The organism is Vibrio sp. SCSIO 43133 (genome assembly GCF_023716845.1).
GTDB lineage: Bacteria > Pseudomonadota > Gammaproteobacteria > Enterobacterales > Vibrionaceae > Vibrio > Vibrio mediterranei.
The window spans coordinates 1,406,735-1,420,828 of record NZ_CP068025.1; the positions used below are offsets into that span (position 1 = coordinate 1,406,735).

General features: G+C 46.8%; 16 protein-coding genes. 1 reads left to right on the forward strand and 15 read right to left on the reverse strand.

Features of this window, described 5'->3' with window-relative positions; translation table 11 throughout:
- Nucleotides 1-9 precede the first annotated feature (9 nt).
- The 13 genes from JKJ11_RS23200 to phnF all read right to left on the reverse strand — a co-directional run bounded on the left by JKJ11_RS23200 (nt 10) and on the right by phnF (nt 11,089).
- Entirely contained in the window at nt 10-1,281 is a 1,272-nt protein-coding gene (locus JKJ11_RS23200) for a DUF1254 domain-containing protein (RefSeq protein ID WP_252039339.1), read from the reverse strand.
- 80 nt (nt 1,282-1,361) lie between these two features.
- A complete protein-coding gene (locus JKJ11_RS23205) occupies nt 1,362-2,129 on the reverse strand; it encodes a hypothetical protein (protein ID WP_252039340.1) in 768 nt (255 codons plus the stop codon).
- A gap of 307 nt (nt 2,130-2,436) precedes the next feature.
- Entirely contained in the window at nt 2,437-3,081 is a 645-nt protein-coding gene (locus tag JKJ11_RS23210) for a DapH/DapD/GlmU-related protein (protein ID WP_038227585.1), read from the reverse strand.
- Nucleotides 3,078-3,845, reverse strand: coding sequence for a phosphonate metabolism protein PhnP (phnP, locus tag JKJ11_RS23215; protein ID WP_252039341.1), 768 nt, complete (start codon nt 3,843-3,845; stop codon nt 3,078-3,080). The genes JKJ11_RS23210 and phnP overlap by 4 nt, the downstream gene beginning before the upstream one ends.
- A complete protein-coding gene (phnN, locus tag JKJ11_RS23220; protein ID WP_081875825.1) occupies nt 3,845-4,483 on the reverse strand; it encodes a ribose 1,5-bisphosphokinase in 639 nt (212 codons plus the stop codon). Before phnN ends, phnP begins: the two co-directional genes overlap by 1 nt.
- Nucleotides 4,484-4,486: 3 nt before the next feature.
- Complete coding sequence (gene phnM, locus JKJ11_RS23225; RefSeq protein WP_252039342.1) at nt 4,487-5,620, reverse strand: alpha-D-ribose 1-methylphosphonate 5-triphosphate diphosphatase; 1,134 nt, start codon at nt 5,618-5,620, stop codon at nt 4,487-4,489.
- Between the two features lie 14 nt (nt 5,621-5,634).
- On the reverse strand, nt 5,635-6,390 hold the full coding sequence (phnL, locus tag JKJ11_RS23230) for a phosphonate C-P lyase system protein PhnL (protein WP_096443564.1): 756 nt from the start codon (nt 6,388-6,390) through the stop codon (nt 5,635-5,637).
- Nucleotides 6,391-6,414: 24 nt separating this feature from the next.
- Nucleotides 6,415-7,257 (reverse strand): phosphonate C-P lyase system protein PhnK, encoded by an 843-nt coding sequence (phnK, locus tag JKJ11_RS23235; protein ID WP_006069758.1) that lies wholly within the window; start codon nt 7,255-7,257, stop codon nt 6,415-6,417.
- Nucleotides 7,254-8,153 (reverse strand): alpha-D-ribose 1-methylphosphonate 5-phosphate C-P-lyase PhnJ, encoded by a 900-nt coding sequence (locus tag JKJ11_RS23240; RefSeq protein ID WP_096443566.1) that lies wholly within the window; start codon nt 8,151-8,153, stop codon nt 7,254-7,256. Before JKJ11_RS23240 ends, phnK begins: the two co-directional genes overlap by 4 nt.
- Nucleotides 8,150-9,259, reverse strand: coding sequence for a carbon-phosphorus lyase complex subunit (locus tag JKJ11_RS23245; protein WP_252039344.1), 1,110 nt, complete (start codon nt 9,257-9,259; stop codon nt 8,150-8,152). Before JKJ11_RS23245 ends, JKJ11_RS23240 begins: the two co-directional genes overlap by 4 nt.
- Entirely contained in the window at nt 9,250-9,891 is a 642-nt protein-coding gene (gene phnH, locus JKJ11_RS23250) for a phosphonate C-P lyase system protein PhnH (protein WP_252039346.1), read from the reverse strand. The genes JKJ11_RS23245 and phnH overlap by 10 nt, the downstream gene beginning before the upstream one ends.
- 55 nt (nt 9,892-9,946) lie before the next feature.
- Nucleotides 9,947-10,393, reverse strand: coding sequence for a phosphonate C-P lyase system protein PhnG (gene phnG / locus JKJ11_RS23255; protein WP_031493381.1), 447 nt, complete (start codon nt 10,391-10,393; stop codon nt 9,947-9,949).
- Nucleotides 10,394-11,089: a phosphonate metabolism transcriptional regulator PhnF gene (phnF, locus tag JKJ11_RS23260; protein WP_038227594.1), complete on the reverse strand. Its 696-nt coding sequence runs from the start codon at nt 11,087-11,089 to the stop codon at nt 10,394-10,396.
- 368 nt (nt 11,090-11,457) lie between these two features.
- Between phnF and JKJ11_RS23265 the strand changes: the two genes are divergently transcribed.
- Entirely contained in the window at nt 11,458-12,381 is a 924-nt protein-coding gene (locus JKJ11_RS23265) for a polyprenyl-phosphate transporter (RefSeq protein WP_171389357.1), read from the forward strand.
- Nucleotides 12,382-12,461: 80 nt separating this feature from the next.
- Here JKJ11_RS23265 and JKJ11_RS23270 read toward each other — a convergent pair whose 3' ends face one another.
- Nucleotides 12,462-13,547: a porin gene (locus JKJ11_RS23270; RefSeq protein ID WP_171389356.1), complete on the reverse strand. Its 1,086-nt coding sequence runs from the start codon at nt 13,545-13,547 to the stop codon at nt 12,462-12,464.
- 3 nt (nt 13,548-13,550) lie between these two features.
- Nucleotides 13,551-14,039, reverse strand: coding sequence for a hypothetical protein (locus JKJ11_RS23275; RefSeq protein WP_006069750.1), 489 nt, complete (start codon nt 14,037-14,039; stop codon nt 13,551-13,553).
- Nucleotides 14,040-14,094 lie beyond the last annotated feature (55 nt).

Sequence of the window (14,094 nt, forward strand, 5' to 3'; positions counted from 1 at the left end):
TACGCTCAGTTAATTACCATAGTTAAACGTCGCTTTAGGAACCATCAAACTTTCCAGCTCGGTTCCCTTGTAGATAATACTTTGCGCAGTATTACCTGCAAGACCCGCTTGAGGCAGGTAATAGCGGACCACAAAGTAATAATCCTCCCCATCAACTACTGGCATCCAATAAGTCCCATTTTCTGGGTTGTCGCTTGAGAAAGTAATGGTGACATTTCCTTCATCGTCTGGCGTAGTATTGCCACCAGCCCATACTTGACGGTCGGACCCGCCTATCTTCGCTGGGTCCAGCGGTAAGCGCGTCTCATCAGAATAACGCGTCACTGACCAGAACTTACCCACCGCTTGGTCATGAGGCATAGTCAACACAAAATCTTCTGAACCATTCAACTGCTTACCTTCAGGCGTCATTGGAATTAGCTCATAATAAGCGTGCTCAGCAGGGAAGCCTAAGTGACCTAAATGAGTCAACAGCGAACGACGTCGCTCATCAGCAAGGTCATCAGCATGTCCTGGGTGCTCAAAACCGGATAAGTTATTCACCACCAAGCCAGATGTTCCTAGTTCGTGTACGTAATTGCGAACCTCATTAAGTCTTTGTTTATCAAAGCTGTCATCGGAAATAATGGTTTGCATATTACTATGCGTTTGTGCCCAACCATCTGAAATCTCATCGGCAAACTTAATTACAGCATGAATATTGTTGCGATCTGGCAACGCAATCTCAGACTTCGGCGCAAGGTTGTTAACCTCAATCTGTTTACGCCAAGCATCGGCAACACCACTATCGCGATACTCAAATGTCTGGACACGAATGAAAGAGAAAATAAGGTCGTCTTTCACCGTAATTGTATCGATATAATCGCCTTGTGGAATCGTATAGTCAGCGCCTTCTCGTACGATTAGATAAGTACCGCCAACTTCTGGTGTCACTTCGTGATAAACCGAGAAGTGCTCAGCATCCACCAAGTGCAGAGATGCGTAACGCTCTGATTCACGAGGGGGAACCGTCAACTCCACAGGACCTGCTGTTACATCCAGCATCGCTTTGCCATAAATATGGTCCAGTGCAGGGGTAATGACATCCCATGTGTGGTCTGCCAACCCTGGGAACTCAAAAGTATTCACTCCATTTTGCTCCATAAACGCGACCATATTTTCCATATGATGGTAGACACGTTGACCCGTAAGTTCTGCATCCGTAGGAGTGGTATCTGCGGCGCTGACCAGAGAGCCGAAAGACAAAGATGCCACTAATAAAGAGAGTGTTGTTTTTTTCATCGTCGTACCTATAAAACCGTTTGTGATTGCCTTAGCAATTCATTGGATTGTCGTCTTGATGGGTGGTAAGAAAGCCAGAGTTAGAATTGGTAGTTGTATTCCACTCTAAAGTCCGTGCCTTGTAGCACTTCGCCAAAGTTCCAGAATGCTCGCAGGTTACTTCGGTTGTTCAGCTGATAGCTCGCCGCAATTTCATGCTGCCAGCCATAAAAGTTGCTGAAAGACTCCACTCCACCAAGTTGAGTGGTGTACATCGGGTTGTAGTTCAGCCAGATATCATCGGTAATTTCGATTTTTGAGTAGAAACCCACCAGAGCAAAACTCGAGGGGATGGTGTAACCGATAGAACCGTCATAATCCGGGCTCGGTTGAATCAAAGACGAATGAACATCCGCCACATTAATGCCAATTCCCGCTAGTGGATAAAACTGTACGGCGCCCATTTTTGGTAACGCTTGAATCAAGGAATAGGAAGCTGAGCCTACTTTGTTATCAAAGTCCCAGCTAAGATCAACTTGAGAGCCCAGCCCACTATTGATGTCGACATTAAAATGTCGATAGCGTAGTGAGTCGAAACTATCATCCCCCTTTAGCCCCAAGCTGTCTGCAGCAAACCCTTTCGCTTCTAGTACATGCATCGCCATGGTTGAGTCATTATTGGTATCGTAAGCCTGACCAAACTTAAAGTTGATGCCTTTATTGGTCACGCCCATACCCGCTTGCGAATACACGGCTAGTGGGTCAGACATATCCTGATATTCGTCTGCCGTTACTGAAACTGACGTTAAAGAAACCAATGCTGTTAAAATCGTCCAACTCAGCGGACTTTTTGCTGTTTGTAAATTCATAATTACTCTGATTTATTTCAAAAGCCCTCCTTAGCAAAAACAAATTATTGGACTTAATTACTTATTAAATTCAGGCAATTAATTCCAAGCAAACTCAGGCAAGCCATACCTTCACCTGACAGAATGAATAATAAAACAGAGTTAACTGGCGTCTGAAATGACTCATTAAACTTAAAATATTACCTAAAGTAATATCTCAGATTTAACCGTAGAATGGATAGGTAGATGCCGCGAATAATGTGCAGCGACACCAACGATGTCGCGCTTATTCGAGCATCTACAGATAATCAGGTAGGAAGAAAGTGGGTTACTGCATATTTTCAAAGTAAGCTAAAAATTCTCGAGTATCCTTTTGAAACAGCGGCAGCGCCATCGCGATTTGCTCGTCACTCCAGTTCCACCATGCCAGAGCCTCTAAGCGGGGCCCGAAGCTGTCATCATCAAAACGGGGACGAAGGACTCGCGCCGGATTACCGACCACAATTGAGTAAGCTGGGACATCTTTTGTCACTACGCTCCCCGCTCCAATAATCGAGCCGTTGCCTACGGTCACTCCGGGCAAAATGATCGCGCCGTGGCCAATCCAAACATCATGACCTATCACTACCTTGTCTTCTTCACGCCAACTGAACACTTCGTCATCCAATACCGATGGGTTATCTCCCAAACCGTATTTACCTGGGCGATAAGTGAAGTGGTGCAGAGTTGGCCTCCACCATGGATGATTGCTTGGATTGATGCGAACGGCGGCGGCGATAGACGTGAACTTTCCCACCTCGGTAAACATCAAATTGCAATCATTTTGGATATAACTGTAATCACCAACGGTGACGTTATTTAACACGCATCGCTGGGCAATCTCAGTCCAACGACCTAATTCGGTGCGATGTAATTGGCTGCACGGCGATACGCTCGGTTCAGCAGAGAGAGTTGGTGATAGCGGCTGGTTCATAGTGGGATCTCCTGTCCGTCATGAAGAAGTTGAAAGCTGTCAGAAAAACACTGTGGATGTCGCTTGGCCCAAAGCAAAACGTTGTGACCTAAATGAATCAGGCCAATACGCTCAGGTTGACATTGCTCAGCGATGTTCTGCACTTGGTAGATATCGTTATGGTTATTGCTAAGTCTTGTGTGTTCGCACTCGATAGGGGGAAAGCTGCAATCGGTGACAATCCAGTCCACTGTGCGCTGTTTAAGCCACTGCGTCGTCGCTTCTGGCAGCCCATTGGTATCGGTCAAGTAAGCAATGCAATGGCCATTCAGCTCAAAGGCATAGCCCACACAAGGTCTAGAGTGGTTGAGGGGAAGCGGCGTTACAGTGATGTCTTGCCATATAAAGGATTGAAACGGCAGTGAACGCTGCGAGAAATCCAACACGCCGGGGTATTTGTACAAATCATCACACCCTTGCTCGTCCTCAGGTGCATGTACTGGAATGAGCGCCCCCTTTCCCCAGCGAAGATCAAACAAGCTGTGCACATGGTCCATATGAAAATGTGTTAACAGAATCTTATCGATCGACCCAGGTGGGAAACGATCCAGAAGATCGGGAGCATTAGCATCTAACAGCAGCTTACGACCATTGTGTTCAACATAAGCCGAGCTTTTCTCACGTCGCAGAGTTCTAACCAGCCTTGCTTCAGCACATATTTCGCAGTCACAGCCCCAAACAGGCACCATAGCACTGTTCCCCGTGCCCAACATGACAAGCTTCATCACGACTTCCCTTCAAGTTGAAAACGAATGTGGCGGAACTGCTTTGCGCTCGATTGCACGTCACCGCTATTATCAATTGGGTAAAAACCCTCTTGTTTCGATAAGGTGAATTCGGTGGCGCGTTGTAATCTACGTTCAATCTCTTCGCGAGATTCGCGTCCTCGGTTTTGCAATCGAGTCCGCAATACGTCCAAATCTACATTGACTACAACAGGAACCAGATCTGACCCAAAGCACTGTTGCGCTTGAGCCAATTCCGCACGCGAGCCATTCAGCAAAACCGAAAAGCCTTTGTCTAGCCACGCTTTCACCTCTAACCCCACACCGTAGCACAGCCCATGGGCCTGCCAACTCATAGCAAATAGTCCTTTTTGCTGTCTTGATAAATACTCTTGCTCACTAACGGCAACATGGTTTTCACCACCAGCACCAAAAGGACGCGTGATATAGCGATGAGCAACAATAATATCGTCAGGATGATCGGCGCGAATGGCGTCAATCAGGGTATCTTTGCCCGCACCTGAAGGGCCTATCACGTAGTAGAGCTTACCTTTGCGTTTGGTTGAAGCGTCGGCGTAGTCCGCCGTAGATGAAAAAGAAGCATCCGAAGATGCTTCTAATAATGTGTTATTCGTCATCGGCTAAAACACCTTTTTACCTTGTCGCCAAACACGAGCGACCAAAGGATGCCCATCCACTTGTTTTGCTAATACAAGGTCGGCACGCTTCCCTTCTGCAATAACACCGCGATCATTTAGGCTCAGTGCTTGCGCTGGATTCTTGGTGACCAGTTGAACAGCTTGCGGCAGCGTTAACGTGTTGCGCTCATCCCACGATAACTTGTAGATACCTTCTAACAGGCTCATTGGGTAATAGTCTGACGATAAAATGTCTAATACACCGTGAGAGGCCAGTTCGTGCGCAGCGACATTGCCTGAATGAGACCCTCCGCGAACCACATTGGGTGCGCCCATCAACACTTTCAGTCCAAGCTCATGAGAGCGTTTCGCCGCTTCCACTGTCGTAGGGAACTCTGCAATGACCATTCCTAAGTCTTTTGATTCTTGAACATGCGCCTTTGTCGCATCATCGTGGCTCGCCATTGGGATGCTATGCTCTCGGCACTGACGACAAATTTCATTGCGGTTTTGTGTCGACCAGCGCTCTGAGAGCTCTACTTGTTTCTTCTCAAACGCCACCATCTCACTGTCCGTTAAGTTGTGCTTGCCTTGATAGTAAGTACGATACTTTTCTACATCCACAAACTGGCGCTGACCCGGTGCATGGTCCATCAACGAAACCAACTGGACTTCCGGTAAGTCGACATATTTCTCAAACATTCCGACGGTGCTTTCATGAGGTACTTCGCAGCGAAGGTGCAGTAGGTGCTCAGCACGAGTCAAGTTACGTTTTTGGCTATCCACGACCGTATTGATGAACAGATCCAAGTTAGTTTGACGTTTCTCATCTCGAAAATCACCCAGCGCCACGGCATCTAGCACCGTGGTAATGCCTGAGCCAATCAATTGAGTATCATGCGCACTCATCGCAGAGAAAGGCGGCCAATCCACTTTTGGTCTCGGAGTAAAGTACTGCTCTAGGTTGTCGGTATGCAGTTCAATAAAGCCCGGCATGAGAAAGTCACCTTCTCCGTCATAGGCACCTGCCACCTGACTTTGTGAATCTGACATACTAACGATTTTGCCGTCACGGAGCTCTAATGAGCCTTTTACTACTTCGTTCTCAAGAACCAAACTTACATTGGTGATAATCATGCTGCTTTCTCCCGTTATGCGCATGCTGAGATGGAGGTTGCCTGAGCACTGCCCTGCTCGGCCTGTCGAGTGGCTTCGTTTTGTTTCTTCACGTCATACAAACGGTCAGCCACCTGATCTCGAGTCGCTTCATCGTGGAAAATTCCCACAATGGCGGCGCCGCGATCTTTCGCTTCTTGAATCAGATTCACCACAACTGCACTGTTGGTGGCATCTAACGACGCCGTAGGCTCATCCAACAGCAAAATGGGATAGTCGACGATAAAGCCTCGGGCGATATTCACCCGTTGCTGCTCACCACCAGAAAACGTGGCTGGCGCTAGATTCCAAAGGTGCTCTGGTACATTAAGACGAGTCAGCAGTGTTTTCGCTTTTTGCTCGGCTTGATGACGACAGCCACCCATTTCTAACATCGGCTGCATAACGACTTCCAAAGCGCTAATACGAGGAATGACACGCAAAAATTGGCTGACCCAACCGATGGTATGCTTGCGAACATTGATGATTTCACGCGGCTGAGCCTTAGCAATATTGACCCAGCGCCCTTGATGCTCGACTTCGATGTTGCCTGTATCCACAAGGTAATTGGCGTAAAGTGCCCGTAGCAAAGTGGATTTCCCTGAACCGGAACGGCCATTAAGCACCACACACTCGCCACTTGCGACGCTAAAATTAGCGTTGCTCAGCACATCCAAAGTAATGCCATTTTGGTTATGCAGAACAAAGGTTTTGCTTACATCGGAAACGATGATTTTTGTTTCAGTTGTCATGATAGTAATTCCTTTATTCAGCCATCAGTTCTGCAACACGGACGAAACCAGTAATTGGGTGTAAGGGTGCTGCGGATCATCAAGTACTTGGTCCGTCAGCCCAGTTTCTACCACTTCACTGCGACGCATCACCATCAGTCGATGAGCCAGTAAACGCGCCACCGCTAGGTCATGAGTGACAATAACCACAGCCAGTTCCAGTTCTGTGACAAGGCGACGTAATAGATCGAGGAGTTTTGCTTGCACCGAGACATCCAATCCACCTGTTGGCTCATCCATAAAAATCAGTTTTGGATGAGTCACCAAGTTGCGAGCAATCTGCAAGCGCTGCTGCATACCGCCGGAAAACGTGGTGGGCATGTCATCAATTCGGTCTTGAGGAATTTCTACATCAGTGAGCCACTTGGTTGATGCCGTTCGAATATCACCATAATGACGCTCGCCTACGGCCATTAAACGCTCACCAATATTACCGCCCGCAGAAACACGGCCGCGCAATCCATCCATCGGATGCTGATGCACAACGCCCCACTCTGTGCGCAGTAATTGACGACGTTGACTTTCTGCCATTAAATAGAGGTCTTCGAGTTGAGTTACCTGATCTTCTCCGCGACCTCGGATGTAAAGCACCTCACCGCTGTCTGGCGTTTGGCGACCCGACAGTGATTTTAGTAAGGTACTTTTACCTGAACCTGACTCGCCCACGATGCCTAGCACTTCGCCGGGGTACAAATCAAACGAGACATTGGTAAAGCCTTTCCCTGGTGCGTAAAGTTTGGTGAGATTACGAACCGACAATAGTGGCTGCTCACTTACATCAAAGGTATTAGTGTCAAATGTTGGCTGTTTCACCGCTAACGTGCTCATGCGTAACTCTCCGTTTCCTTAGTATGGATGGTGTGTTTTTCGACTTGCTGAGAGCAGTAATCAGTGTCCGAACAAACAAACATATGATTGCCTTTGTCATCCATCACCACTTCATCTAGGAAGGTGTCCGTTGCGCCACAAATGGCACACGGCTCATCCCATTGTTGGATTTCAAATGGATGATCTTCAAAATCTAAACTCTTCACTTTTGTGAATGGCGGAATGGCATAGATTCGTTTTTCACGTCCTGCACCAAACAGCTGAAGCGCCGCCATTTTGTCCATTTTCGGGTTGTCAAACTTAGGGATAGGAGAAGGGTCCATGATATAGCGATCGTTGACGCAAACCGGATACGCGTAAGAGGTAGCAATATGACCAAATCGTGCGATGTCTTCATACAGTTTGACGTGCATGATTCCGTACTCTTCCAGCGCGTGCATTTTTCGCGTTTCCGTCTCTCGCGGTTCAATAAAGCGCAACGGCTCTGGAATCGGAACTTGATACACTAAGATCTGGTCTTTATCGAGAGTGATTTCCGGAATGCGGTGACGCGTTTGAATGATTGAGGCGTCTACCGTTTTCTCGGTGGTTTTCGCGCTTGCTACTGACTTGAAAAACTCTCGAATGGAAACCGCATTCGTCGTATCGTCGGCACCTTGGTCAATCACTTTCAGCGTGTCAGTTTGACCAATGATCGCTGCGGTAATCTGAACACCGCCGGTTCCCCAACCGTACGGCATCGGCATTTCACGGCCACCAAATGGCACTTGATAACCAGGAATCGCAACTGCTTTGAGCAGAGCGCGACGAATCATACGTTTGGTTTGTTCATCAAGGTAACCGTAGTTGTAGCCGGTCACACCTTGCGCATGAGTGTTAGTTTGTACTTGGCTCATGACTGGCTCTCCTGTTGGTTCTGTTCACCCTGAGACTGAATGAATTCATCATGCTCTTTGTGCATCTTACGAAGCAGTTCTAGCTCTGCTTGGAAATCCACGTAGTGAGGCAGTTTCAGATGAGAAACGAAGCCTGCAGCTTCCACGTTATCTGAATGCGATAACACGAATTCTTCGTCTTGAGCTGGCCCATCAATGGCTTCATCGTAATCTGCCGCTTGCAGTGAGCGATCCACCAGCGCCATTGACATCGCTTTGCGCTCGGTGGAGCCAAACGTCAAACCATAACCGCGAGTCAGTTTGGCTTTTTCTGTTTTGCTACCAACAAAACCATTCACCATTTGGCACTCGGTTAACTCAACTTCACCGATATCAATAGCGAAGCCAAGCTCCTCTGGTACCAAACTTAAATCGCAGAAACCGATACGAATTTCGCCTGCAAATGGGTGATTTCGTCCATAGCCACGCTGCGTCGAATAGCCAAGCGCCAGCAAGAATCCTTCATCGCCGCGAACCAAGTTCTGTAATCGCGCACTGCGGTCACACGGATAGTTCACCGGATGCATAGTGATATCTTCTGGGGGTTGTTGGTTATCTTCTTCGGTCGTCATCAAGTCGAGATTTTCAAGAATGCTCATCACTTGAGGGCACACTTCCATCGCTTCAACATCTGAGGTGTCGACTCGCGGTGCTTCACCTTCAGCAATCAAACTAAAGTCCAGCAAACGATGGGTATAGTCATATGTCGGCCCCAATACTTGTCCACCAGGCAGATCTTTATAGGTGGCAGAGATGCGGCGCTCAATGCGCATTTCACTGGTGTTCACAGCCTGTGAAACCGAAAGGCGCGGCAACGTGGTACGATAAGCACGCAACAAAAAGATAGCTTCTACTAGATCGCCGTTCGCTTGCTTGACAGCCAGTGCGGCCAATTCACGGTCATAAATGCCACCTTCCGTCATCACGCGATCAACGCTGCCAGAGAGCTGCTCACTGATTTGTGCCACCGTCAATTCAGCAAATTCAGGATTACCACGACGCTTTTTAGCCTGCAGCTGATGCGCGTTGTTAATGGCTTTTTCGCCACCTTTTACTGCTACATACATGAGTTCACCTCAACAAGTGTGGTACGTGGTAAGCAGGCAATGCTCTCATCGTTTACCAAGATCAAATCAATACCAAGCGGAAAAGCGAAATGCTCTTGGCGTCCTTGTAAGAAGTGCTGAAATGCCTGAGAGGCCACACCAATATTCAACACCGATTGTGATTCGATTCCCGGTCCAGATAGCGTTAGCGTGAGGCCACCTTTAGATGGACTCGCGTCAGAGCCATTGGTTAAGCTGCCTAGCTCAACAATGACCGTCGTAGACTGATCTGGGTACTCTTCACAGCCAAGGCTAAATGTGGCGTTATTCCAATCGAAGTCAGCCAAATCTTGTTCAGCAATCACAGCAAAACTGGCACTGTTTTGTCGCTCAGTTACGGGACTGCCACAGTGAAAGCGGATATTTTCACGAATAGCAGCGTCTTTTAAGTGTGACTCTGACAGCCATATCGGCGTCGCATTGTCGCTTAAGCTCAACAGGGTTTGTGTCGCTGCTTTATGCATCGCACCAAAACCTTCGCTCATCTCTAGAGTGACTATTTCACCCGGTTCAGACATCGCCTTAAGCAGCAATCTGAAGCACTGCTGGCTGTCGTGAACTGCATCTTTGAATGCAGTAGTAATTGTGGTCATTATCGTTGCCTTACTTGGTTAATTCGTTAAACCAAACTTGTTCATGTTCCTTGAATCAATCTTCACCGCGTACCATGGTGAAAAAGTCCACCTTACTGGTCGCCACTTCTTTTGCTCTGAGTTGCTGCTGTTCTTGCTTCATCGCTGCCAAGGGTTCAATGACCATGCGCATTAATTGTTCATGGTGCGATTGGGTCTGCAGTAGGCCATCAATAACGGCAGCTAGCTCTGCTTGCGCTTTATTGCGACCGCGCAAGTAGCTGTAGCCCATCTCCCCACTGTCCAATTTGACGACTGCTCGAGTGATCGTGGCATCCCCCATATTGAACTCACGACCGCTCCCCCCCATTCGAGCACGTACCTGTGCCAACCCTATCTCTGGTTGACGTACCATTTGATAACTCGCTTCAATCTTGGTTGAGTGCCACAGTTGCTCTAACACGCTCTGCTGACTTTGTGCCAATGTTGACATCCAGCTTGCTCTTTCGCTCACAGCAGTCATTTAATGCTCCATTACTATTTCAGTTGCGTCGGAACGGCTATTGGAGGTCGAAAACTCGGCCACCATGTCGGTCCCCTTGATAACATTTTTGGTTTTGACTCTTAGAATTGGTGTGCTTGATGTAATTTGCAGCAGTCGGCACTCTTCACCTGTTGGCGTTTTGGCCCCTACTCGGGTCTCTTTGCGCTCCAGCTCTATATCAAGCCCACGTTTAATGAATTCGTGTAATGAACCACTTTGGTAATTCTTCAAAATGCTCCACCACTCTATATTGGCTAGGTAGTGATCAATGATGGTGCGAGGACACTCCTCGGTTTTTCGCAGTGTGCGGATATGGATGATCTTACTGCCCTCTACGACGCCAAGATTGGCGGCAATGTCCATAGGAGCGACAAACACTCGATGTTGAATGACTTCGCAGCGTGGCCTTGCCCCTTGTTCAATCAGATTCTTAGTAAAGTGCGCGCCCGAATGCACGTGATACTCACTAGGCTGCCTTATCACCATATTGCCTTTACCTTGATGACGTTGAACCATGCCAGTGTTAACGAGCTCATCAATAGCTCGACGAAGCGTGTGGCGATTGACATCAAAGCGCTGAGCAAGTTGTCCTTCTGGCGGCAGGTAGTCGCCCGGAACATAACGTTCACGAACTTCTTGTTCTAATACCGACGCAATGTCTAAGTAAACTGGCATAGTGATCCCCTAGCGAGTGAGTTATCTAGACATGTGCTCAACTTAAAAACAGCAATCCGCTTGCTGTTCATGTCACATGTGTTTTCTCTGATAACTGTACTTTGACGGGGAAAGATGAAAGTTACGTGTCGCTTTGTTTGCAGAATTGCAACATTTCTAAGGCACTTACAACTTATCTAGACAAGCAGAAGGCATTGAATTAATTGAAGTAAAATGGAACTTTTCACCCTAATTGGAGGACATATATACATCACGAATTCACAATAACTTGATACGTGATATCACAACTTTACGGCACTAATTGAATAGTGCATCAAAACAAGCATGCATATATACTCTGCATCAACTTTTTAAACCTAGAAGAAATCATGAAGAACTATCTGACTACATTCTTAAAAGGAATGGCGATGGGTGCAGCAGACGTTGTACCTGGGGTATCGGGAGGTACGATCGCCTTTATTACAGGTATTTACGACACACTTTTGGAAAGCATCCGTCGTATTAACCCAAGTATTTTGGGGATCTGGAAACGTGACGGATTCAAGGCAGCATTCGACCACATCAACGGCTTTTTCTTAATCGCACTGTTTGGTGGCATCCTGACCTCTATCTTATCACTAGCGAAATTCATTTCTTGGGCACTAGAAACTCACCCAGTGCCAGTGTGGTCCTTCTTCTTCGGCCTTATCATGGTCTCCGTGTATCACATGATTAAGCAAGTCGAACAAAAGACACTATCGCGTTTCGTGTTCTTATTACTCGGTGCCGTATTTGCCTACAGCATCACTGTATTGAAACCACTTCAAATGGATCCAACCAGCATCAATATCTTTTTCGCTGGCTGTATCGCAATTTGTGCCATGATTCTTCCAGGTATCTCAGGCAGCTTTATTCTATTGCTACTAGGCATGTACACGCCGGTATTGGGCGCGGTGAAGGGCCTACAAATCGATGTAATGGCGTTATTTGCGATGGGTTGTTTGATTGGTCTATTGTCATTCTCCCATGTTCTATCATGGTTACTAAAACGCTACCGTGATTTCGCATTAGTGTTCCTGACTGGCTTAATGCTAGGTACATTACCAAAACTATGGCCATGGAAAGAAACTATCTCATGGCGCATCAACTCAAAGGGCGAGCAAGTACCTCTTATTCAAGAGAACCTATCACCATTTAACTTCGAGTCTGTAACTGGCCAACCTTCGCAACTGGCTATCGCAATTGTTCTGATGCTGGCCGCAGTAGGTTTAGTGCTTGCACTAGAGAAAATCGCAGAAAGTAGCGACAAGTAACGATGACTTACGCTTGAAACGACGAAAGGGGCTCACAATAGTGAGCCCCTTTTTTGATATTAGGTGAGCGGACCTACGAACTAGAACACAAAATTAAGCATGACGGTGTACATATTGGCATCGGTATCTGTACCAGGGTTACTTACAAATGGTCCAGTCTGTCCACCAAAACTATTAAAAGTTTGCCACTCAGCATTCAATGAGACGTTGTATAACACGTCGTAACGTAACCCTAAGGTCCAACTATCCCCTGTTTTTCCATCATATCGATTATCGCCACCTTCACTATACGTTTGGCCATAAACGACATAAGGCGTGAATTTTTGAATACGATAAGCCGCGCTGCCGTACCAAGAAGAGGCCAAATCATTCTTTTGTCCTTCAGCCGTTAGCTTCAATTGCCCAAAATCATACTCTCCCCCTAATGAATAGAGCTTAATATTCTGGTCGGCGAGTAAGATCTCATTATACGGAGGCGGTAACTGAGGTTGCTTTATCGTTTGGTCAAAATTGGAATCGAGGTAGGCAAAGTTCACTCGGAAGTTATCGCCGATAAGCTGAGCATTGACACCCCACATATTCTTCGTCTCAAACTCTAGCGTTAAGCTCGGGTTAAATTCCACTTCATTATTGTCTTTAAAACCTACAAATGGTGTGAGAGACAATTGTAGCTCATCAGTAAGACTATGGTTCCAAGTAACACTCAGCCCGTTAAATGCAGTTACCCCTAAGATACTGTTGTAAACTTCTTCGTTTGGCCTAGCTGTCGTGTATGCTTGACCAACATAATAATACTCAGATGCTAGAAAGACAGGCAGACGAAGTCGACCCGCACGCCCTTCAAAATCACCGATGGAATAACCAAGGTACGCCCACTCCAGTTGAGGTTCGCTCCAGTTATCTTGTGGACGTTTTACCACCTGCACCGAAGCTTTAAATGCGTCATAGAAGTAGTCCAGCTGAATCCCAAATGTTGTGTCGCAATCAAAACAGTTTTCGTCACTGATGCCTCTATTGATAAGTAGTGGCGTTTCATTATCAGACTTAGCCCAAGAGGTAGAGCCAAAACCACTGATTGAGAAGTTGTCGTTAATATCGATAGCTGAAACCGCAGGAAGACTAATGGCCGTAGTAAGAAGTGCGAGTAATGAAGTTTTATTCGTCATTTGCTATTTCTCCTTACTCACGATGTAGAGCACTTTTGCGTCACTAGGCAAAGCGTCTAACGGGGCATAGCCGATTCGGTTGGGTTTTGCTGATAACCAGGTGATAAGCGCATTGACATTGGCATCATCAATTTCTTTGGGCGGTCGGGCTTTGCCAGAAAACGAAAGACTTGCCCAGTAGGCATTCATTTGTGAGACATCTTTCCCTAGCAAGTATTGATAAAACTCAGAACGCTCAGATGAACTTTCAGGCCAATCGGATAGCTCTATCCGTTTCCCTTGCAACGATTTAGTCTTACCTCGATAAAGCATCCTAGCTTTGCTCCGACTTAATTCATCAAAATTGTCATTTAAGGTGAACACCGCATATTCATTCGCAGCAAAAGCTCTACTTTCAAATGATAAAGCTAACATCAAACCCAAGGCTATTATGGCGCTGCCACGAAATAGCCCTATCCGTATGCCTATGTTTGTCAGTAAGTTTTGAGTCATTTTATTACACTCAGGCGAAATCCTTTCCTAAACTAACAAACAGATTAGTTCACCA